The sequence below is a fragment of the Algisphaera agarilytica genome (assembly GCF_014207595.1).
GTDB classification, from domain to species: Bacteria; Planctomycetota; Phycisphaerae; order Phycisphaerales; family Phycisphaeraceae; genus Algisphaera; species Algisphaera agarilytica.
In genome coordinates this window covers 2,322,569-2,343,608 of sequence record NZ_JACHGY010000001.1, presented here as the reverse complement: position 1 = coordinate 2,343,608, position 21,040 = coordinate 2,322,569, and the positions used below count along the sequence as shown (strand labels likewise).

15 protein-coding genes and 1 tRNA gene are annotated in these 21,040 nt (G+C 66.9%); 13 read left to right on the top strand and 3 right to left on the bottom strand.

The features are described from left to right. Positions 1 to 196 precede the first annotated feature (196 nt). The gene (locus tag HNQ40_RS10090; RefSeq protein ID WP_184677716.1) at positions 197 to 508 is read right to left on the bottom strand and encodes a hypothetical protein; all 312 of its coding nucleotides are present in this window, start codon (positions 506 to 508) and stop codon (positions 197 to 199) included. 291 nt (positions 509 to 799) lie between these two features. Here HNQ40_RS10090 and HNQ40_RS10085 point away from each other — a divergent pair, with 291 nt between their 5' ends. From HNQ40_RS10085 to HNQ40_RS10025, 13 genes are all read left to right on the top strand, one after another. Next, the gene (locus HNQ40_RS10085; protein WP_184677715.1) at positions 800 to 4,369 is read left to right on the top strand and encodes a hypothetical protein; all 3,570 of its coding nucleotides are present in this window, start codon (positions 800 to 802) and stop codon (positions 4,367 to 4,369) included. Positions 4,370 to 4,605: 236 nt separating this feature from the next. Beyond that, entirely contained in the window at positions 4,606 to 4,896 is a 291-nt protein-coding gene (locus HNQ40_RS10080) for an acyl carrier protein (RefSeq protein ID WP_184677714.1), read from the top strand. A gap of 25 nt (positions 4,897 to 4,921) precedes the next feature. After that, positions 4,922 to 5,365 carry a 3-hydroxyacyl-ACP dehydratase FabZ family protein gene (locus HNQ40_RS10075; protein ID WP_184677713.1) on the top strand — a complete coding sequence of 148 codons (444 nt, stop codon included), beginning with the start codon at positions 4,922 to 4,924 and terminating at the stop codon, positions 5,363 to 5,365. Positions 5,366 to 5,430: 65 nt separating this feature from the next. Continuing rightward, positions 5,431 to 6,093, top strand: a complete 663-nt coding sequence (locus HNQ40_RS10070) for a LolA family protein (protein WP_184677712.1) — start codon at positions 5,431 to 5,433, stop codon at positions 6,091 to 6,093. Beyond that, on the top strand, positions 6,090 to 7,049 hold the full coding sequence (locus tag HNQ40_RS10065) for a lysophospholipid acyltransferase family protein (RefSeq protein ID WP_184677711.1): 960 nt from the start codon (positions 6,090 to 6,092) through the stop codon (positions 7,047 to 7,049). The genes HNQ40_RS10070 and HNQ40_RS10065 overlap by 4 nt, the downstream gene beginning before the upstream one ends. Before the next feature lie 78 nt (positions 7,050 to 7,127). Continuing rightward, a complete protein-coding gene (locus HNQ40_RS10060; RefSeq protein WP_184677710.1) occupies positions 7,128 to 9,395 on the top strand; it encodes a beta-ketoacyl-[acyl-carrier-protein] synthase family protein in 2,268 nt (755 codons plus the stop codon). A 190-nt stretch (positions 9,396 to 9,585) separates the two neighbouring features. Beyond that, positions 9,586 to 10,386, top strand: a complete 801-nt coding sequence (locus HNQ40_RS10055) for a chorismate transformation enzyme, FkbO/Hyg5 family (RefSeq protein WP_184677709.1) — start codon at positions 9,586 to 9,588, stop codon at positions 10,384 to 10,386. A 17-nt stretch (positions 10,387 to 10,403) separates the two neighbouring features. Further along, a complete protein-coding gene (locus HNQ40_RS10050; protein ID WP_184677708.1) occupies positions 10,404 to 11,867 on the top strand; it encodes an NAD(P)/FAD-dependent oxidoreductase in 1,464 nt (487 codons plus the stop codon). 103 nt (positions 11,868 to 11,970) lie between these two features. After that, on the top strand, positions 11,971 to 13,440 hold the full coding sequence (locus HNQ40_RS10045) for a class I adenylate-forming enzyme family protein (protein WP_184677707.1): 1,470 nt from the start codon (positions 11,971 to 11,973) through the stop codon (positions 13,438 to 13,440). Further along, positions 13,437 to 14,219, top strand: a complete 783-nt coding sequence (locus HNQ40_RS10040) for a hypothetical protein (protein WP_184677706.1) — start codon at positions 13,437 to 13,439, stop codon at positions 14,217 to 14,219. The genes HNQ40_RS10045 and HNQ40_RS10040 overlap by 4 nt, the downstream gene beginning before the upstream one ends. Next, entirely contained in the window at positions 14,216 to 16,861 is a 2,646-nt protein-coding gene (locus tag HNQ40_RS10035) for an MMPL family transporter (protein WP_184677705.1), read from the top strand. Before HNQ40_RS10040 ends, HNQ40_RS10035 begins: the two co-directional genes overlap by 4 nt. Continuing rightward, the gene (locus HNQ40_RS10030; RefSeq protein WP_184677704.1) at positions 16,858 to 18,333 is read left to right on the top strand and encodes a hypothetical protein; all 1,476 of its coding nucleotides are present in this window, start codon (positions 16,858 to 16,860) and stop codon (positions 18,331 to 18,333) included. Before HNQ40_RS10035 ends, HNQ40_RS10030 begins: the two co-directional genes overlap by 4 nt. Positions 18,334 to 18,452: 119 nt before the next feature. Beyond that, positions 18,453 to 19,202: a polysaccharide deacetylase family protein gene (locus HNQ40_RS10025; RefSeq protein ID WP_184677703.1), complete on the top strand. Its 750-nt coding sequence runs from the start codon at positions 18,453 to 18,455 to the stop codon at positions 19,200 to 19,202. A gap of 170 nt (positions 19,203 to 19,372) precedes the next feature. Here the strand turns inward: HNQ40_RS10025 and HNQ40_RS10020 are convergent, their stop codons facing one another. Together HNQ40_RS10020 and HNQ40_RS10015 are read right to left on the bottom strand one after the other, a co-directional pair. Next, on the bottom strand, positions 19,373 to 20,689 hold the full coding sequence (locus tag HNQ40_RS10020; RefSeq protein ID WP_184677702.1) for a DUF2062 domain-containing protein: 1,317 nt from the start codon (positions 20,687 to 20,689) through the stop codon (positions 19,373 to 19,375). Between the two features lie 162 nt (positions 20,690 to 20,851). Then, positions 20,852 to 20,925 (bottom strand) — tRNA-Pro (locus HNQ40_RS10015). Between the last annotated feature and the right edge of the window lie 115 nt (positions 20,926 to 21,040).

Here is a 21,040-nt window from a genome sequence, read left to right as displayed (position 1 = left end):
CGTTTGTTCACAAGCACAAGTAGAGTTACGCCAACCGCTCCCCCTCGGGGGAGCTGTCGCCGAAGGCGACTGAGGGGGAAGTTAAGCCCTCTCGTTCGGATGCAGAGTGATGGCAAGTGCCCCCTCCGACCCGCTGCGCGGGCCACCTCCCCCGGTGGGGGAGGAGTTATGCGGTCATCATTGGTCGATTAGTGATTCAGTCCGCCAGGGCGAGGTATTGGCCGACCCAGTCGAAAGTCTGGGGATCGATCGGCTCGGCCTTAACGATCACCAGGACGTCGGTCGGCTCGCCGGGCATCGGGGCCAACGCCAGATCGCCGAACGCCAACCAACCCAGTTCATCGCCGACGCCGAAGGTGGGCATCGGGCTGGCCATCGCGATCTCGAGGTGCTCGGGCATCGGCTGGTCGACCGTGGCCTGATGGAGCGAGGACGTCGAGCACCCGCCCAGCGTCAGGCCGAGCGCAGCGGTGGTCGAGGAGAGAACGGCAAAGGTGCGACGGTTCATGGTCGGGCTCCTGCGGAAGGTCCGCGGCGGCGTATCGGGGCGGATTCAAACACCCCTTACCGTTTCCATCGGGCACCTCGCGGGGCCGATTAAGCCCGCCGGGGTATTGACAGCCACCCGGCCGACAGCATCGGGGGATGGGTGGGTTTGTGTCCGATAGTGCCCCAGGACCCAAAGATATAGGGGTTTACCGCGAATCCGGCTATATTGGGTGCGTGGGCTGGGGCCTTTCTTGCCGAAAAATAAGTACACGTACTCCCGACCGGCGCTCCCACGAAGCGATTGAGCTGCATGCGCGATGACTCCAACCATCCCGACCCCGAGCCGTTAGGGCAGATCGACCCCCGCGAGGGCGAGTCGACCGACACCTCGTGGATGGCCCCGGACCCGCCGCCGATCCCCGATCGCATCCGCAAGAAGGTCGAGCCCGGCCGGCCGAACCTGCCCCAGCTCCCGAAGGTGCAGGTCAAGGTCGACCACCGCTGGCTGCGCTACGGCTTCATCGGGGGCGGGGCGATCGTGCTCGGCCTCGTACTCGCCTTGGTGTTCCGCGGCAGCCCGTTTGACGAGACCGCCCGGGCCCAGTGGCAGGCCCTGTGCACGGACTACGCCAAGTGGTTTTCGCCCCTGGAGGGATCGATTGAGCACCAGGACAAAACGGTCCTGCGTGACGTAGGCCTGAGCTCGGTGGTGGACATCCTCGCGGACGCGGAGAAGTTCGACCCACGCTTCATCGCCGAACGCCCGGGCAGCAACCTCGCGGCGATCGGCCAGGAGCCGCCCGCCTCGGCCAAGACCCCGCAGGCCATCGGCGCGACCAGCCAAGCCGTCGCCGCACTGAGCCGTATCGAAGCCGCCTTCGCGAAGTGGCCCACCATCGTCGCGCTCGAGTCCCACCACGTCATGTTCAAGGACCACGGCTGGGACCGCGCCGCGGAGTTCGTCGAGCTCCACCTCAAAGACGCCCCGCCCTACGGCAAGGCCCCGGTCGGCCAGACGCTGATGAAGCTCCAGCGCCTCGAAGCGCAAACCACCAGCATCGCCCATGCGGTCAAACTGCTCGAAGAAGAACTCGCCGTGCTCGCCCCGTACAACGACCCGGTCTTTGATGCGCTCGCCCAGGCGGTGCGTGACCTGGACCACGAGCCCCCCACCGCACCCCGTTCGCAAACCAACGGCGATGCGCCCTACTCGCCGCAGCTCGCGGGGCTGACCGAAACGTTGGGCGCCCTCGAAGCGTTTGCCAACCGGTTCAAACGGATGGTCGAGAGCGATCAGTGGGACACCATCGACCACGCCCGCTTCCGCGAGACCGGCCGGGCCTACACCATGCTCGCCCAGGGCGAGCACCCACACAGCGACATCTTCCGGACCTGGCTCGCCGAGGTCGACAACTACCGCGGCGTCGCCGAGGAAGACTGGCGGCCGGCCTGGGCCAAGCAGCAGCGTGAGGCGCTGGCCCAAACCACCCCGCCGCTCCGCAAGCTGCAGGCCGCCGACCACCTGACCGCCAAGCCCCTGGCCAACCGCATCGAAGAGCTCCACTCGCGAATCGACTCGGTGCTCGACTCCCCCAATCAAGAAGGGCTCGCCAACGAGCTCCAGATCCAGCGCAACCTCATCGAGCGCGATGTCCGCGACACGGTCGCCTCGGCCGAAAAACTCGAGCAGGCCCTGGCCGCGCAACAGACCGCCGACCAACTCCGCGCCACCACGCCGCTGATCCCCCAAGCGGGCAAGCGTTCCCCCGCGATCGAAAACGCCTGGCTCGCGGAGCGGCAAAGGCTGGCGCAAAAACTCGAGAAGGACAACGACCTCGCCGCCGCCGCGGCCGACCTGGAGACCGCCCGGCAAACGCTTCTCGCGTTGAACGACTCCAACTCGCCCCAGAGCCTGCCGCCCGCCGCGACGTTCGACCTCAACCGCCACGACTTCACCACCGCGAAGTTGTTGGAGGTGTTGCAGACCCGCTCGGCCGAGCAGCGTCAGGCCACCTTCGCCGTGGCGTTGGGTGACGGCCTGCCGATCGATACCACGCGCTGGTCGAAGCTCCAACGCGGCTACGCCAAACAGCTCAAAGCCACCGAAGCCCTGGCCGACCTGGCCACCCGCATCGAGCGGGCCACCGCCGGGGCGTACCGCCTCGACGACCCCGCGGTCAGTACTGCCGAAGGCGGGCTGGCCGCCGAGGTCGACGCCGGCAAGAAGTCGGCCCTGATGCGCGATCCCAGCGTGGCCGAGGCCGTCGATCCGGTATGGGCCCGCGTGGAAGCGATCACGGCGGTGGCCAAGAGCTTCGAAAGCTGGGTGCCGTTGTACGAGGCGGCGACGCAGAGCCACGAGCCGGCGCTGGCGTTTGCGATGTGGCGTCACCTGGCCGAGGTCGATTGGCCCGGACGCAGCGCGACGCTCACCGCCGAGTTCGCACTGCAGAAGCAACTCACCCAACACGCGCGGGCCATCGCGCAGCGCGACCGCGAGCGGGGCGAAGCCCTCGTCGCCGAACTCGCCGAGGCGCGGCCGGCGCGTTGGCTGCTGGCCATGAACGCCGCGGGCGATCAGGCCGAGATCGACGCCATCGCCGCGATGGCCCAGAGCATGAACGTCGAGGTTCAAGGACTGCCGATCCACGCCCAGTTCAACGTTCGGCTGTACCGCATGCAGTCGGCCCTGGGCACGCTGCCGACCGCCCCCGGCCCGCAGCGCGACGCCGAGATCCTCACCATGGCTCGGGCGTTTTCGGATCAGGTCCGGGCGATGGACGAAGACCCGAAGCTCACGCCAATGCTCGAAACGCTCGACGGGTTGACCGCGCAAAACGCCTCGCCCCGCGAGATGCTGGCCGAGGCCGGGCCCGCGGCTCGGGGGTGGAAAGCCCAGGCCCACGACGGCGGGCAATCCGTGACGTTCACCCGCGGCGACTGGGCGCTGACGTTTGTGCGCATCGATCCCGAGCGGGGCGACCCCTTCTACCTGTGCACGACCGAGCTGCCCGTGGGGCTGGCAATCGACCTGGCCCGGTGGGACGGCGTCGAAGACGAGCTGTTGGCCGTGATGCCCGAGCGTGGCGAAGAAGACACCCGCAAGGGGCCGAGCGTCTGGGTGCACGGCGAGTCGTCGCTGGAGATCAATCCGCGCAACTGGCTACGCACCCCCGCGGCGTACCTCAACGACCTCACCCCATCACCGCCCCGCCCGGACTACCCGATCAACTACGTCACGGCGGAGAGCGCATCCTATCTCGCCGCACGCCTGGGCTGCCGCCTGCCGACCGTGGGCCAATGGACCACGGCGATGCAGCGTTTCCCCGTCCCGCCGCGCACCGTGCCGAACCTGCGCGACACGACATGGGCCCGTCATGCTCAGCATGTCTCTCAACTGATCCAGGCCGGCGCCCCGGGGATCGACTGGGCCAACAGCGACGTGTTCCGCCCCGCGACCAACACGGCCAGCGCCGATCCCGTGGGCGACTTCCACCCGATCAACGACGCCACGCTTTGGTTCAAGCCTTCGCCCCGTCACGACGATGCGTCGGCCACGCCGGTCCATCTGGTGGGCAACCTGGCCGAGCTGGTCACGCTCAGCCCGATCGACCCCACGCCGCTCATCGACGATGAACCCTCCATCGACCAACGCCGCGACGCCTTCCGCCGGGAACACAAGAACCAGTTCGCGGTGCTCGGGGCCTCGGCGTTGTCCCCGGCCTCGCTGAACCCCACCGCCCCGCAGCCGCTGAACGTGTTCATCGGGGCCAAGGGCTACGCCGACGTGGGCATCCGCCTGGCGTTCGAGGTGCCGTTCGTCTCGCCCGCCCGGCAGGCGGAGCTGGCGCTGAAGAACCAGCCGTACCTCACGCCCTGATGCCACGAAACCGTAACGGCGTCTTGCCCCCTCTCCCTCCGGGAGAGGGTTGGGGTGATGGAGCACAAGGCCTTCACAACACCCCACGCAAACTGCGAACTCACGCTCCCCCTACGACGGGCTCCGCCCGCCACCTCCCCCGATGGGGGGAGGGGCTCAACCCATCAACACCGGACTCTTTCGCTCGGGCACGATATACTCGGGAATTCACCACGCGCATCCCACAGGACCCCGCCTTGACCTCCGGAAACCCCGACCAACCCGAACTCACCGCTTCGCGTCAGACCCTCGACACGGTCAAGGACCTGCTCCGTCGCGACCTCAAGCTCGGCAGCTCGTTCGAGATCACCGACGACATGCCGCTGGTGGGTTCCGAGCTCGACCTCGATTCGCTGGACTTCCTCATGGTCGTCACCAGCATCGAAAAAGACCACGGCTACAAGATCCCCAACGACCAGATTGGCCCGGAGATCTTCACCAGCGTCACCACCCTTGCGAACTATCTCGAACCCCATCTCAACACCTAGGCCCGATCCCTCTTCACGGACCCGCATGACCCAAGCCCAACTCGACGATCTCCTGACCCAACTGCCCCACGGCGACGGCTTCCGCTTCGTGGACCGCATCACCGAACTCGACGCCGGCAAATCCGGCAGCGGCGTGTGGAGTGTCGATGGCACCGAATCGTTCTTCGCCGGCCACTTCCCCGGCAACCCGATCGTCCCGGGCGTGCTCCTGGGCGAAGCCTTGGCGCAGATGGCGGGCCTGGTCGCCCTGACCCACGCCGACGCCGAGCAACACGCCGGCGGGCAACTCGCTCAGATCGATCTGCGTCTCAAACGGCCGGTCGTCCCCCCCGCCGAGATCGAACTCCACGCCACCCTCGTTCGTAATGTCAGGATACTGACCCACTTCGACGTGATCGCCCGTTGCGATAGCAAGCTCGTGGCCAAGGGCTCGCTCACCATCGCGACGGTCATGAAGGACGCCTTGTGATACACCCATCCGCTGCAGGGTGGGCACCGCCCACCTCAGGAAGTTCAAAGCTCACGTGGTGGGCGGTGCCCGCCCTACTGATGCTTCTGCTCGGCACGCCGGTCTTGGCAGACGACACCACGGCCTGGGAAGAGTTGGAGCAGATCGCAGCGGGCCGTGAGCCCATCACCACCTACACCGCCCAGTTCCGGCAGGAAAAATTCACGCCGCTGCTGCGCGACCCCATCGAATCCACCGGCCGGGTCTGGATCACCGAGGGCGAAGACGGCGGCGTCTCGCGCTGGGACACCGACCCGCCCTACGCCTCGACCATGCTCGTCGCCGACGGCGAGCTGCGTTTGTACTACCCCGACCAGCAAATCCTCGAGATCTACGAACTGGGCGATCGGCTCGACGCCCTCGCCGCGTCGCCCGTGCCCGACCTCGCGGTGCTCAGAGAAAACTTCGAGATCGAATCGTCCGGCTGGACCAAGGGCAACAAACTCTACACCCTCACGCTGGTGCCCAAGTCCGAGCAGATGCTCGACGCGCTCGAAGAAGTGGCCGTCGACATCGACCCCGCGCTCGGCTCGATGCGTCGCCTGTCCATGACCGACCTCGACGGCGAGACCACCGTGATGCACTTCCACGACATCCAGCTCAACCCCGAGCTCGACCCGGCCGAGCTGGAGCTCGCCGTGCCCGAAGGCACCAAGGTGATCCGCCCCCTGGAGGCGGTCGGCCAGTGAACGCCCCGGATGAACCCACAACGCAAGCTTCACCACCACCCGCGTTGGGCCAACGGCTCAACGACTTCTGGCTATCAATCTTCTTCGGCCTGGCCAGGCGAACACCCTGGCTGCTCAAACTGTCGCGGCCGCTGTTCGTCAGTGGCGCATGGCACGCGGCGAGCTCGATGCGCCACGCGGTGCGGGCCAACCTGCGACGCGTTCTGGGAGCGCAAGCCAGCAGGGCCGAGGTCGATCGGGTGGGGAAAAGCGTGGTCGCCAGCTTCTACGACTTCGTCTGCGAGATCGGGGCGAACCACGACCGTTCGTTCGACGAGTTGCTGTCGCGTATCGTCGAGATCGAAGGCAAAGAGCCGTTCCTGGCCGAGCGCAAAAACCAACGCGGCGCGATCCTGGTGACCGCCCACTTCGGCAACTTCGAAGTCGGCCTCGCAGCGATGCGTGAGATCGAAGAGCGCGTCCACGTCGTCTTCCAACGCGATCAGCAATCGCGCTTCGAACGCATCCGCAGCGAACTGCACCGTAACCTCGGGATCATCGAAACGCCGATCGACGACGGCATGGCGAGCTGGCTGGCACTGCGTGACGCGTTGCAGGACAACGCGGTGGTGATGCTGCAGGGCGACCGCGTGATGCCGGGCCAGCGTGGGCTGGACGTGCCGTTCTTTGATGGCCACCTTTCGCTACCCATCGGCCCGGCCAAGCTGGCGATGATGACCGGGGCGCCGCTGATCCCGGTGTTCGCGGTCCGGGTGCCCGCCGAAAAATCCAAGTCCCGCGCAGCCGACTCGGGTGAGGTGCGTATTGTCCTGGGAGAGCCGATCGAAGTGCCCGACGCGGGCGCGGTGGAGTCGGCAACGCTCGCGGTGGGCCGTGCGATCGAGCAGATCGTGGACGAGCACCCCGAGCAATGGCACGTCTTGCACCACGCGTTCGTGGAAGACGCCGCGGAATGACGCGACACGGAATCGATGTTTTCCGAGTGAGTCGATACAGTGGGGCGACGTGGCCGACCGTTATTGAGGGTTTTGGATTTGGCATCGGAATCTACGGGAATCGTGATCAGCGGCGCCGGGCTCGCCATCAGCCTGGGCGTCGGGCGTGAGGCGTCGTGGGAAGCGTTGCGGGCGGGCAAGATCGGCCTGGGGCCGTACACCGCCATCGAAGACCCCCAGCAAGCCGACCGCGGCGGCGGCGAAGTCGCTCAAGCCCCGGGCGTCTACCCCAACCCCGCCGACCCCGAAGAACCACGTGAGCCCGCCTACCTGCGTTTTGCGATCGATGAAGCGCTGCGTGACGCGGGGCTAGACCCCGAAGATCCATCGTCTTGGCCCTACGCCCCCGAGCGCTGCGGCCTCATGCTCGGCACCACGCTCCACGGCATGACCGCCGCGGGCAAGATGGTCCGGCAGAACTCCGCCGCGCCCCTGGTCGATTTCCTTGCGCCCGCTGTCGCCGCGCGGGCCACGACCCACCTGCGGCTGGAAGGCTTCAACGCCACGACCTGCTCGGCCTGCTCCTCGGGCCTGGGCAGCATCCTCCTCGCCGCGACGCTCTTGCGCACAGGCGAACTCGACCTGGTGATCGCCGGGGGCTACGACCCGATCAGCGAATACGCCTACGCGGGTTTCAACAGCCTGCGCTTGGTGGATGAACGCTTGCCCCGCCCCTTTGCCCGTGACCGCGCGGGGATGAAAGTCTCCGAAGGCTACGGCATCGTGACCGTCGAACGCGAAAGCGACCTGCAACAACGCGGCGGCCGAGCGTTCCTCTATCTGCGCGGCGGCGGCGAGTCGGCGGATGCCCACCACCTCACGCAGCCCGTGCAAGACGGCAGCGGCGCCGCCCGCGCCATCACCCAGGCGATGAGCCAGGCCGACACAACACCCCACGACATCGACCTCATCGTCGCCCACGCCACCGGCACCCCCGACAACGACGCCGCCGAAGTCGCCGCGCTCTCCTCGGTGTTCGGCGACGCCATGCCCGACAAACCCGTGGCCGGACTGAAAAGTCGACTCGGCCACACACTCGGTGCGGCGGGCGCGGCGGAGCTGATCTTCGCGGGCCTCGCGGTCCGCGATCAGATGCAGCCCACCACCGCCACCACCACGCCGGGCGATGTGGACTTTGAGAACTTCAAGCTCTCGGCGGGCGACAGCCAACCCGCGGCGATCCACACCACCGTCAACACCTCGCTCGGCTTCGGCGGCGCGAACACCTGCGTCGTCGTCAGCGACCAGCCGGCAGCATCCCGTTTGGTGGGCGGTGCCCACCCTACAAACGAGGTCTGGATCACCGGCGTGGGCGTCATCGCTCCGGGCTGCGTCGGCAACGAAGCCTTTGCCGCGCACCTCGCCGAGCAACGCCCCGCGATCACGGGCCCCGTGGCCGAGGACGACTATCTGCACCTGCTCAACGCCCGCCGGGTCCGCCGACTAAGCGACTACGTCAAGCTCACCCTCGCCGCCGCGACGCTCGCGTTCGAGGATGCGCAGATCACCGAAGACCAGCGCGAAGCCTTCACCGCCAACTGCTCAGCGATCCTCGGCACCGCGCACGGCTCGACGCACTACAGCTACGACTACTACCGCGGCATCGTCGACGACGGACTCAACACCGCCAACCCGATGCTCTTCGCCGAGGGCGTTCCGAATGCCGGGGCGGCGCACCTGAGCATGTCGTTCAAGCTCCGCGGGGCGTGCCAGTCGATCATCGGCTCGCGGACCGCGGGACTCGATGCATTGCGGCTCGCGTCGCTGCGCATCGCCGAGGGGCAGTGGGACCGGGCCGTGGTGTGCGCGGGCGAAGAGCACGACGAACTGGTCGATCGCTGCTACGCCGAACTGGGCCTGCCGATGCAGACCTGTGCTGCCGCGGTGACGCTGATCCTGGAGAGCCAAGCGTCCGCCGAGGCGCGCGGGGCACGCTGCCGTGGCGTCGTGGAATCCAGTTCGCAGGTCCACTTCAACCGGCGCATCGCGCTGGGAGTCAGCGGCCTGCGGACACTGCTCGAACAGCAACACGGCCTTGGCGTGAGTCAGGCGATCGGCTCACACCACGGGACCTGGCTCGACCGCGTCGAGAAAGCGGCGATCCGCCGGTCCGGCGTGACGATGACCGATTTGAGCGGCTCGCTGGCGGAGAGTTTCAGTGCCGGGCCGTTGGCGGGCGTGGCGGCGGCACTGCTCGGGGGTGCACCCGGCTCCGAAACCCACTCGACGCCCGAGCGGGTCGCGGTGCTGGGCACGGACTTCAACGGTCTCACATCTTGCGCTCGCATCCGCTTGCCCATGCATTAGAATGTTATGGTCGCGTAAGCGCCCAGGGCCGGGCATCACGGCGTCACGACGCCCCGACATGTGAGATAGCACACTGATCGCCACCACGACCCCAATTCGACCCACCCCGTCTGCGCCCCGATGGGTTCAGGAGTGGGTCGGCCCCCCATCCGACGTCCGGACGCTCGACCAGCGGGACAGCGGCCTGACCATGGTCGGCCGGGTCAGCTACGGCCCACGGTTCACCCACGCGGTGGTCCGCGTCGCCCACGCCGACATCCTCCCCGACCTCGAACTCCAGCACGCCTCGACCGCGGCCTACCGCATGGTGCGTCGCGCCCTGGACGAAGGCCTGGCCCACCACCCCGTCCGCTTCTGGAACTTCATCCCCGGCATCGTCGACGCCGCCGCCGCAGACGGCCTGGACCGCTACATGGTCTTCAACGCCGGCCGCTTTGCTGCGTTCTCCGACTGGTTCTGCGCCGCCGACCGCGACCGCCTGGCCCCGCACATCGCCACCGCCACGGGCGTTGGACACAGCGGCACGGACCTGATCGTCCACTGCCTGGCCGACCGCCTGCCGGGCCGACCCATCGAGAACCCGCGTCAGTGCGCCGCCTACCGGTACTCGCAGGCCTACGGCCCGCTGCCGCCCTGCTTCGCCCGCGCCACGCTCGTCGCCGACGACGCGCGTTCCGACACCCGCCGCGTTTTGGTCGGCGGCACGTCGAGCATCCTCGGCGAAGACTCGGTCCACGTCGGCAACCTGCCCGAACAGACCCGCGAAACCCTCGACAACATCGATGCCCTGCTCTGCGAGGCCGGGGCCAACGGCCTGGAAGACCTGCACGACGTCCGCGTCTACCACGTCCACGAAAAAGACGCCGACGCAATCCTCGAACACGTGCACCAACGCCTGCCGCACCTGGTCGGGCGCATCGAAATGGTCCACGCCCCGCTCTGCCGCCCCGACCTCGGCGTCGAGATCGAGGGCATGGCCGACGCCCGGTAAACGCCTAAAGTCACCCTATGAACCCGCCCGACGACAAGCTCCCGGAGGTGTACGACACCATCGTGCTCGGTGGCGGCCCGGCGGGCGCTGCCGCGGCGTTGATCCTGGCCCGAAAAGGCCGGCGGGTGGTCGTGCTGGAGAAGACCACCTTCCCGCGTTTCCACGTCGGCGAGTCGCTGATCCCCGAGGACATGAAAGTCTTCGAAGAACTCGGGCTGCTCGAAGAATTTGAATCGCTGCCCCGCTTCAAGAAAAACGGCGTTGAGTTCGCGTTGGGCGACAACTCTGCGGGCAGCCGGATCAAGTTCGCTCAGTCGCTCACACCCGGGGCGAAAGAAACGTTCAACATCGAACGGGCCGTGCTGGACGACGCGATGCTCAGCGCGGCGCGGCGCGCCGGGGCCGAGGTGCGCTGCGACTGCCGGGTGGAGAAGATCCTGCAGCTGCAAGACGGCGACGTCCGCGTGCAGACCGCCCAAGGCGAACTGCGTGGCAAGTACCTCGTCGACGCCACCGGGCAATCGACCGTCGTCGGCCGACACCTCAAGACCCGGCAGAACTACACCGACCCGTCGCTGCAAAAGATCGCCTACTTCGGCCACTTCGAACACGTCGACCGCGACAACGCGCTGGGCGAAGACGAGATCACCATGGTCCTCTGCGACGAGGGCTGGTTCTGGATGATCCCCATCGACGAGACCCGCACGAGCATCGGCCTCGTGCTCGACGCCGCGGTCGCCAAGCAGGTCAAACGCCCCGCCAACCAGATGCTGGCCTGGGGCATCGAACGCTGCCCGCTGGTGCGCGACCGCGTGAAGCACGCCGTGCACCCGCCGACGAACAACTCGATCAGCGACTACTCCTACACCTGCGCCCCGTTTGCCGGGCCGGGCTACTTCCTCGTGGGCGACGCGGCGACGTTCCTCGACCCCGTGTTCTCCACCGGCATCTTCCTCGGGCTCGAAGGGGCCAACGAAGCGGCGCACCAGATCGACCGCTTGCTGGACGAGAAAACCTCGCCCGTCAAGGCCCAGCAGCAATACACCCAGTTCCTCCGCAACGGTACCCGGCACTTCTTCCGCTTGATCCGCGCGTACTACAACCCGCGGTTCCGCGATCTGTTCCTCAACGGCGAAGGCCCGCTGTCGATGCACCGCGCCGTCATCGCCGTGTTGGCTGGGCAGGTCTTCCCCCGGCCGTCGTGGGCGGTGCGTTGGCGGATGCGGGCGTTTTACGCCTGTGTCGCGTTGCAGCAATGGCTGCCGCTTGTGCCGCGTCGCCCCGGGTTCTCGCTGCTCGCCGAGACACCGCAGCCCGCAACGAGTCCCCAGTCCGCAGAACTCGCGACAACCCCTCCCCCGTCGGGGGAGGTGGCTGGCGAAGCCGGTCGGAGGGGGCAGCCCGAATACCAAGCGGCCGAGTACTCACCTTCCCCCTCAGTCGCTTTCAGCGACAGCTCCCCCGAAAGGGGAGCAGTTTAAACCCGCTCCGCAGATGGCCGAGTGGTTCGCCACGCAACGTATAATCGAAAGCCTCAGCGTGGGCGTGGTGCCCGCGTGACCGGTTGATCCTTTCGAGACCGCCATGGGCCTTGATCTGTTTGCCACGCTACGCGACCACGCCACCCAACGGGGCGACGAGGCGGCGGTGCGGGTGATCGGGCCGTTGGCCGACGAGCATCCCGATCTGACGTGGGCGCAGCTCGATCGGCAAGTCGGTGCCGTGGCCGCGCAGCTCGGCGATCAACTCCCCCAAGACGCGGTCGTGATGGTCCTCGGCCACAACCGCCCGTCCCGCGTGCCGGTGTTTCTGGGGGTGCTGCATTCGGGCCGAACCGTCTTCCCGGTCGATGCGTCGCTGACCGCGATCGAATTCCAGCAGCTTGTGGATCGCGCCGACGTCGACGCCATCATCGCCGACGACGTCGTCCTGCCCCGGCTCGAATCGGTGGGCGTGCCCGTGATCCGCACCGACGACCTGCTGCAACACGACACCGAGCCAACGCCCCGCCCCACCGACCGCAGCAACGACGCCTGGCTGCTCCTGCAGAGCTCGGGCACCACCGGCGGCCCCAAGATCGTCAAACGCTCGGGCCCGTCGCTCGACGCGGTGGCCCACAACGTCGCCGAGGCCGTCGGGCTTCGGCGGGATGACCGTGTGGTCGCGGCCGTACCTTTGTCCCATTCCTACGGCATCGAGAACGGCATGCTCGCGCCGATCGTCGCCGGGGCGTGTGCGTTGCATCACGTGGTTCCTGCTGACCAACCTGGGCGCGGGTTCGACCCGACGTTGGCCGTCACCAGCGGCGCGACGGTCCTGCCCGGCGTGCCCGCGATGTTCGAGATGATCGACCGCATGGGCGCGGGCCGTGGCAAGCTACGCCTCGCCTACTCGGCGGGCGCGACGCTCCCGCCGGCCCTGGCCAACCGACTCGAAGAACGCGACGGCCTCCGCCTCGGCCAGCTCTACGGCAGCACCGAGATCGGCTCGGTCACCTTCGACCGCGAACCCCACCACGTCGGCAAGCCCATGACCGGCGTCGACATCCGCATCCTCGCCCCCGAGCAGCCCGACCCCTCGCTCCCGCTGCCCGACGGACAGGAAGGCCACGTCGCAGTCCGCGGCCCGTCGATGTTCAGCCGATACCTCGGCCCCGACGAACTCACGGCCGACAGCCTGACCGACGGCTACTTCCTCACCGGCGACCTCGGCCGACTCGACGCGGATGGCGCCCTCCAAATCACCGGCCGACTCAAGCTGCTCATCGACGTCGGCGGCGTGAAGGTCAACCCGATCGAAGTCGAGCAGGTGCTCGTCAGCCATCCGCAGGTCGCTGAGTGTGTCGTCGTGCCCGACCCGGTTTCGCCGACGATCAACCGCGTTAAGGCCGTGCTCACCGCAGCCAACGGCGAGGTCGATCAACACGTCTTGCGTTCGTTCCTCCGCGAACGCCTCGCCGCGCACAAAGTCCCGCGCACGTTCGAGGTCCGCGCCGCGTTACCCAAAAGCCCGACCGGCAAGGTGCTGCGGCGGAAGGTCCAGGTGCCCGCATGAAATGGGGGGCTTTGCTGCTGGCGGCGATCGCGGTGCTGCCGGGCTGTGTCACCACCGCCCCGCCGCTGCCGGCCGTCGAATGGGACACGCTCGAAGACGCCCGCCAGATCCTGATCGATCGGCAGAACGCCATCGAATCGGTGCAGGCCCAGCTCAAACTCAAGATCACCACCCCCGCCCCGGACGAGCAGACCAACACGCTCGACGCGGCGCTGGTGATCCAGGGCGACGACCGCTTCCGCATGCGGGCGTGGAAACTCAACCAAACCGTCTTCGACCTCACCGCGACACCCGACGGCACGTTCATCGTGGCGAACGAGGAGATGAAGAAGCAAGCGCCGGATGCTGAGCAAGACCTGGCGAAATTGACCGATCAACTCGGCAAGCTGTTGCGCGGACCAGACTATCGCCAAGCCAGTATGAGTTTGATTAACCCGCTTTTGGGCTCGGATGTACCCACATCGGAATCTGCGATTTTCGCGACTTGGCCCGAAGGATACACACAGATCAATCAGCGTTCCCTTGTTCCAGAAAACTCTGCGTTCGGCAGTACAAACCCATCCGAGCCTTCCGTTGGCGTTGAAACTAACTTTTCAATCTACGAAACGTTGTATTGGTATCAACGCGTAGTGGTAGAGGGCGACTTCGGCACCGTCGAGATGACCTTCCGCGACGTCGAACTCAACGGCGAACTCAACCCCCGCGCGTTCAAGCCCTCGCGGCGGGCGGTGCGGATCGACACCCTGGATGACGAGCAAGCGGAGACGATGTCGCCGTGAGCGAGACGCCGACCCACGAGCCACGCGGGCTGTTCGCGGCGTGGGCCCGGCTGGTGACAGCCCGGCCGCTCGCGACGCTGCTCATCACGCTCCTGCTCTCGACCGCAGGCCTGCTCATCGCGTTACAGATCAAACCCGCCACCGGCGTGCAGGACATGCTCGCCGACGATCAGCCCTCCGCGGTCGCGCTGGGCAAGGTTGTGGGCAACTACGCCCTGGTCGACGACCTGATCGTGTTGGCCCGCCTGCCTATGCACGACAGCGAATCTGACCCGGACCGGCTGATCGGATTTGCCGAGCGTCTCGAACAGGAACTCGCCGACGACCCGATGGTGGCCTCGCTGCGTTACCGCTCCTCCGAGCAGGCCGCGGCGTTCATCGAAGAAGTCGTGATCCCGCACGGGCTGTACTACCTCGACCAAGACCAGCGGGCGGCGTTGCAACAACGCCTGACCCGCGCCGCGATGGACGAGCAGTTTGCACAGAACGCCGCGATGATCGCCGCGCCCGGGCCCGCCGCGGGCCGACTCGCCAAAGAATTGATCCGCGACCCGCTTCGGCTGCGCGATTTTCTTTCGGAGAACGCCGGGCAGTTTTCGTCCGGGGGCGGGGGCGGCGAGTTCATGGAAGGCACGGGCGCGATGGTCAGCCGCGACGGCAGTGCGATCATGATCCGCATCATGGGCCGTGAGTCGGCCGGGGACTTGGATTTCACGGCCGAGTTCATGCCGCGCATCCGTGAAGCAGTTGCCGCCGCGAACCCCGACGGCGAATTACGGATTGACTACACCGGGGCCTACGCGATCGCCGAGCTCAGCGCGTCGCAGACCCGGGCCGACATGATCCGCAGCTGCACGGGGTCGATCCTGCTGCTCGTTGTCGTCTTCATCGTGGTGTACCGCCACCCCATGGCGTTCTGGCTGCTGAAGCTGCCGGTGTACGCGGCGATCGTCACCGCCTTCGGCGTCTACGGCGTCTTGTCGGGTCGACTCACCCCCGTCACCGCCGTCGCGGGCGCGGTGCTCGCCGGGCTGGGCATCGACTACTGCGTCCACGTACTGTCACACCACGAAGCGGTGAAGCGGTCTCGTAAAGACGGCGACGACCGCGCGGCGGGGGTGCACACCGTCGCGGCCGTAGGCCCAGCCGTGATGGCGGCATGTGTCACCTCGCTCATCGGCTTCGGCGCGGTGCTGAGCTCGAGCGTGCAGTCGCTGCGCGAGTTCGCCTTGCTGGGCATGCTCGGGCTCGGCCTGGCCCTGCTCGCGTCCATCACCGTGTTGCCCGCCCTGCTCGCCACCCTCGGCCCCACCCGCTTCGCCAAGCACGGCCTCTCCGCCACCCGCTTCGACCTCGCCCCCACCGTCCGCCACGTCGCCCGCCACCCCAAGCGCTACGTCTGGCTGAGCGCGGTGGTGATCGTCGCCGCGGGGTTCACGGTCGTGCTGGGCTCGATCGATCGGGAGACGGGCTGGCACTCGCCACTCGCCTTCGACAGCGACCTTCATGCCTTGCACCCCCGCCCCCACCCGCCGCTGGACACGCAAGAAACCCTGGCCGAGGTGTTTGGCGCGGCGCAGGATTCGTTGATGATCCTGGTCGAAGGTGATTCGCCCGAGACGATGCTCAGCACCGCACGCCAGGCGCAGCACCTGCTCACCGCGGGCGAGCCGATCCCCTCCGGCGTCGCGGGGGTGGTCGGCCCCGGCACGCTGCTGCCCGCACCTCTGGATGCCGATTTGGCGTGGAACGATAACGAAGTGCAACGCGTGATCGACGACCTGCGTGCCTCGGCCGACGCGGCGGGCTTCAACGCCGGGGCCTTTGGCGAAACCGAAGACTTCCTGCGTACGCTGCTGACCAGCGGTCCGCCAACGTTTGAAGACCTGTCGGCCTACCCCGAACTCGCGGGCATGGTGCTGCCGCGTGGTCAACACCCGCCCACCGAGGGCTTAGTCCTGGTCACGCTGAGTCGGCCGTGGATGACGGTGGACGATCGCGACGCCACGATCGAAGCAGCGCGAGAAAAACTCGGCATGATCGAAATGATCTCGTCGCACCACCCGCCTCGCGGCTCGGCCACGCTCACCGGCATCACCGTCGTCGGCTACGACACCCAGCAAGCCATCGGCGACCACCTCACCAAGCTGCTGCTCATCGCCGCGGGCCTCGTGCTGGCCTGGCTGCTGATCTTCTTCCGTCGGCCGGGCGATCTGGTGCTGGCGCTCGTGCCTTCGTTTGCCGGGGTCTTAGCGCTGGTGACCTGTGCCGAGGTGTTCGGCTTGACGCTCAACGCGATCAACCTCATCGCGATGCCACTGGTCGTGGGCATCGGCGTGGACGACGGCATCTTCCTGGTCGCCATCGCCCGGCGTTGTCGAAAGCTTGGCGAGAACCGGCGTGTGCTGATCGATCACCTCGCCGCCAGCGCCCACGCGATCACCATGACCAGCGTCACCACCGGCCTCGCCTTCGGCTCACTCGCCTTCACCAGCGTCCCCGCCATCCGGTCGCTGGGCTGGTTCACCGCGATGGGCGTCGGCGCCGCGTGGGCCGCGTCGGTCCTTACCCTGCTGCCGGTGCTGATCCTGCTGTACCCGCGCAAGTCCTCCCTGGATACGCTGGAGACGACTCTGGCATGACACGTCTGACCCTACTGCTACCGGTCTTGGTTGGTCTGGCCTTGTGCATGGGTTGTGTACCCGGCGATCGGCTGCACTTCCCCGATGCGCCCACGCACACCCAAGGCTTCGAGACCTGGTACGACACCAACCGCGACGACACGCCCGACTTCGCGCTAGCCCACAACGACGAAGGCCGACTCGAATCGCTGGCGTACGACGACGACCGGGACGGTCAACCCGACCGGCTCTACCGCCTGGCCGACTACGACCCCGACGAGGTGCCGCACCTGATCGTGCTGATCGATTCGATCCCGTACGACGCGCTGATGCGCAGCCTCGCCCAACGGCCGCCGAGCGTGTGGGGCGCGTTCCACCGGCCGGTGAAAGTCATCGCGCCTTACCCCAGCATGTCGGCCGTGTGTTTCAGCGACATCCTCCACGCCCCGCCGATGCCCGGGGCGATCAACAAGCACTACGACCCCCGCCCGCAGCACAACGGCGTGAACAACCTCATCAACAAACGCCTGGGCGGCTACCGCAACCCCTGGCAGCAACGCCTGCACTACAACATCGACTACTCGGACAACTCTTCGGCCTGGCTCAAGCCCCGGCCGTGGCTCGGCGTCGAGTTCGAACGCGCCCGCCAGGCCTTCGACGCCAGCCCCGACCGCACCACCATCGTCTACATCGCCACCGCCTCGGCGATGATCATGAAGTACGGCCAGCCGGGCCTCGACGAAACGCTCAATGAACTCGAACGCTTCTTGCTTCAGGTCATGTACGAACGCAAGGGCGCGGTGCAGATCACCGTCATGTCCGACCACGGGCACAACCTGGCCGAGACCGCCTGGATCGATGTCGAAGAAAAGCTGGAGCAGGCCGGGTTCCGCATCACCGACAAACTCAAACAGGCCGACGACGTGTTCGTCGAGATGGACGGACTCATGACCTGGTTCGGCGTGCACACCTCGCAACCCGAAGCGGTGAGCGAGGCGCTACTCGCCGAGGTGCCCGAGATCGAGACGATCGCGACCATGGACGGCCCCGATGTCGTGGTGCGGAATGTCGGCGGTACCGCGCGGATCACGATGGCCGACCAACGCCTGACCTACGCCCTGCAAGACGGCGACCCGCTGGACTACGGCAGCGAACTCTCGAACGTGCCGCTCAGCCGAGACGAATGGTTCGAACGCACCGCGGACCACCTCTTCCCGGATGCTCCCGCGCGGCTGTGGGACGCATTCCACGGGCAGACCCGCAACAACCCGCAGGTCATGGTCACACTCCGCGACGGGTACTGCGCGGGTATCGAGTGGTTCACCTGGGTCATCGACCCGCTGTCGACGCACGGCGGGCTGAACCAGGTCAACTCCGCGGCGTTTCTGATGACGACCAAGCGTCCGGTCGAAGGCCCGCTGCGTGCGGCGGAGACGATGGACGCGGTCGAGCCGGGCTGGGTCCCGCCGATTGTTTCGCCCGCTAGTGAGTAACTACAAACCCATCTGATCAAGTAACCGCGACGCTACGCGTCGCTGGTCCAGGGCGGCGTAGCCGCCCGGCTATGGGTGATGCGTTACGCGCGTAGCGACGGAACCTCTAAACTCTCCGGATGGACGTCCCCTCCACCTGGTTCACCATCATCGCCCCGGCGGCGCTCTTCGGCGGCAGTTTGCTGGGCTGGGGGATGGTGCACCCGCGCAGCCGGATCATGGGGGCGCTCGTGCACCGCGGTTGGCCGGTGGGCGAGAACCAGAAGCCACGCGTGGCGCTGACTTTTGATGATGGACCGACGCCCGACAGCACGCCAGCTGTACTGGATGCGCTTAAGTCCGTCGACGCCCCCGCCGCGTTCTTCGTGATCGGGCGCAACGTCCAACGGCACCCGCACCTGTTGCGACGCATCCACGACGAGGGCCACCTCATCGCGAACCACACCTTCGACCACGACCGTCAGGGCCTGTGGGGCCTCAACGCGTTCTGGCGTCGCCAGATCGACCTGACGGACGACGCGGTCTACGACCTCCTGGGCAAACGCCCGGCGATGTTCCGCCCGCCGATGGGACTCAAGCACTGGCACATGATGCAGGAGGCCAAGTTCGGCGGACACACCGTCGTCACATGGTCCCGCAAAGCACTCGACGGCAAAAAGAATCCGCCCAAGAAAACCAAGATCCTCAAACGCCTGACCAAGGCCCGCGACGGCGATGTGCTGCTGCTCCACGACGGCCACGAGCCGGAGTACCCCGCGTCACGCAGCGTGACCGCCGAGGCGGTGGTGCCGTTGGTCAATCAATTGCGTGACAAGGGATTCGAGATCGTCCGGCTCGACGAACTGCTCGACCTTCCGGCATATCAGTAGGGTGGGCACCGCCCACCCCGTACGCCATCAAACCCGCCGGTGGGCACTGCCCACCCTACTCCTATCGGTACATCAAAACCCAACCCCTCCCCCGCCGGGGGAGGTGGCCCGCAAAGCGGGTCGGAGGGGGAACGCCCAAGTACCAAGCGAATCCGTACTCACCTTCCCCCTCAGTCGCCTTCGGCGACAGCTCCCCCAGAGGGAGAGCGGTTGGAAGCCACCACCACACCCTCACTCTCCACCGGCACCCACTTGAGCAGCATGATGCCCAGGGCAAAGGTCGCCAAGCCAATCACAGTCCCGAGTGTCACGCCGCCGATCCACCACGACAGGAAATACTCGTGCATCAGCCCGCGGATCTCGCTGAAGCTCAGCGAGCCCAACTCGCTGAAATCCGACCAGCGTGGCGGCTCGCCCGTGAGCACAAAGTGCCCCAGATAGATCGCCGCGAAGATGAGCGCCAACCCCACCGGCGGAAACGCCAGCTGCGAACCCGCCACCGTCGACACCGGGTGCAGGTGCAGCCGCTTGGCGAGGTACACCGCCACCAGCGTCTGCACGGGATACACCGGCAGGTTGGCGACAAATGCGCCCACCCCCAAGCCCGCCGCGACACTCATCTGACTCACCCGGTCTCGGCGTGCGCTGCGCACCAACTCCCGCGGATCGAACCACAGCAAGACGCGCTTCCACCACGCTTGCTTGGGCAGAGCGTCCGCTTCGTCTTTGACTTCTTCCGGGGGCGGCCACTTCTTGAACGGCAGCGGCAACACCGCCCGCACGAACAGCCGAAGGTGCAACGCCGCGCTGCGCAACGAATCCATCCACGGCCGAAAGTGGCTGATCCGCTCCTCCCCCGGCGGATAGATCACGCGGATCGGCAGCTGCACCAGCGGACAACCCGCCCAGCCCGAGCGCGTCAGAATCTCGGCTTCGTACCCGTACCGCCCCGCCCGACACTGAATCGTTTCGACCAGCCCCAAGGGGTACACGCGGTAGCCCGACTGGCTGTCTTCGATCCGTCGGCCCGAGCCGATGAAAATGCACAGGTTCGAGAACACCCGCCCGACCCGGTTCGCAGACGGGTAGTCGGGGTCGTTGGCGTCACGCGTGCCCAGCACCAACGCGGTCGGCTGCGCTTCAGTTGCATTGAGTAACGCCGCGGCGTCGGCGGGGTCGTGTTGGCCATCGGTATCCATCGAGAGCGCGTGGGTGTACCCGAGCTTGCGGGCTTCGTTAAACCCGGTCCTCAGCGCCGCCCCCTTGCCGCGGTTGCGCTCGTGGTGCACCACCGTGACCGAACTCACATCAGCCAATTCGGCGATAAACCCCTCGAGCAACTCCGCGGTGTCGTCGGTACAGCCATCGTTCACGACGAGCGCCGTATGACCCAACGCCACCACCTGCTCGAGCACGCCGATGAGCTTGGGGGCGTTGTTGTACGTGGGCAGGAGGACAACGGGATGGAACGCTGGAGGTTCGGACAAAGGTGCATCCCTGTTGCCGGCCTGGGGCTGCCGACGCCGTCGGCAATGAAAAAGCCGCGTGAAGCGGCGGAATCGGGGTGACAGGATTGCGTTCTCACGGAATCCGTCACGCGAAGCGATGCTTAGGGCCGCGATGCGGCATCCCGCTTTCACTTCGTTCAATCGGGGTGACAGGATTTGAACCTGCGGCCTCTACGTCCCGAACGTAGCGCTCTACCAAGCTGAGCTACACCCCGTGAGACCCTTGCGGGCCCGCAAATCAGGCTTAAATCGCCTGCGGCGGGCAAGGGGTTGCACGGAAACCGGAGGACTAGGATACGCCGATTTACGTGGCACGCAAACCGGTGGATC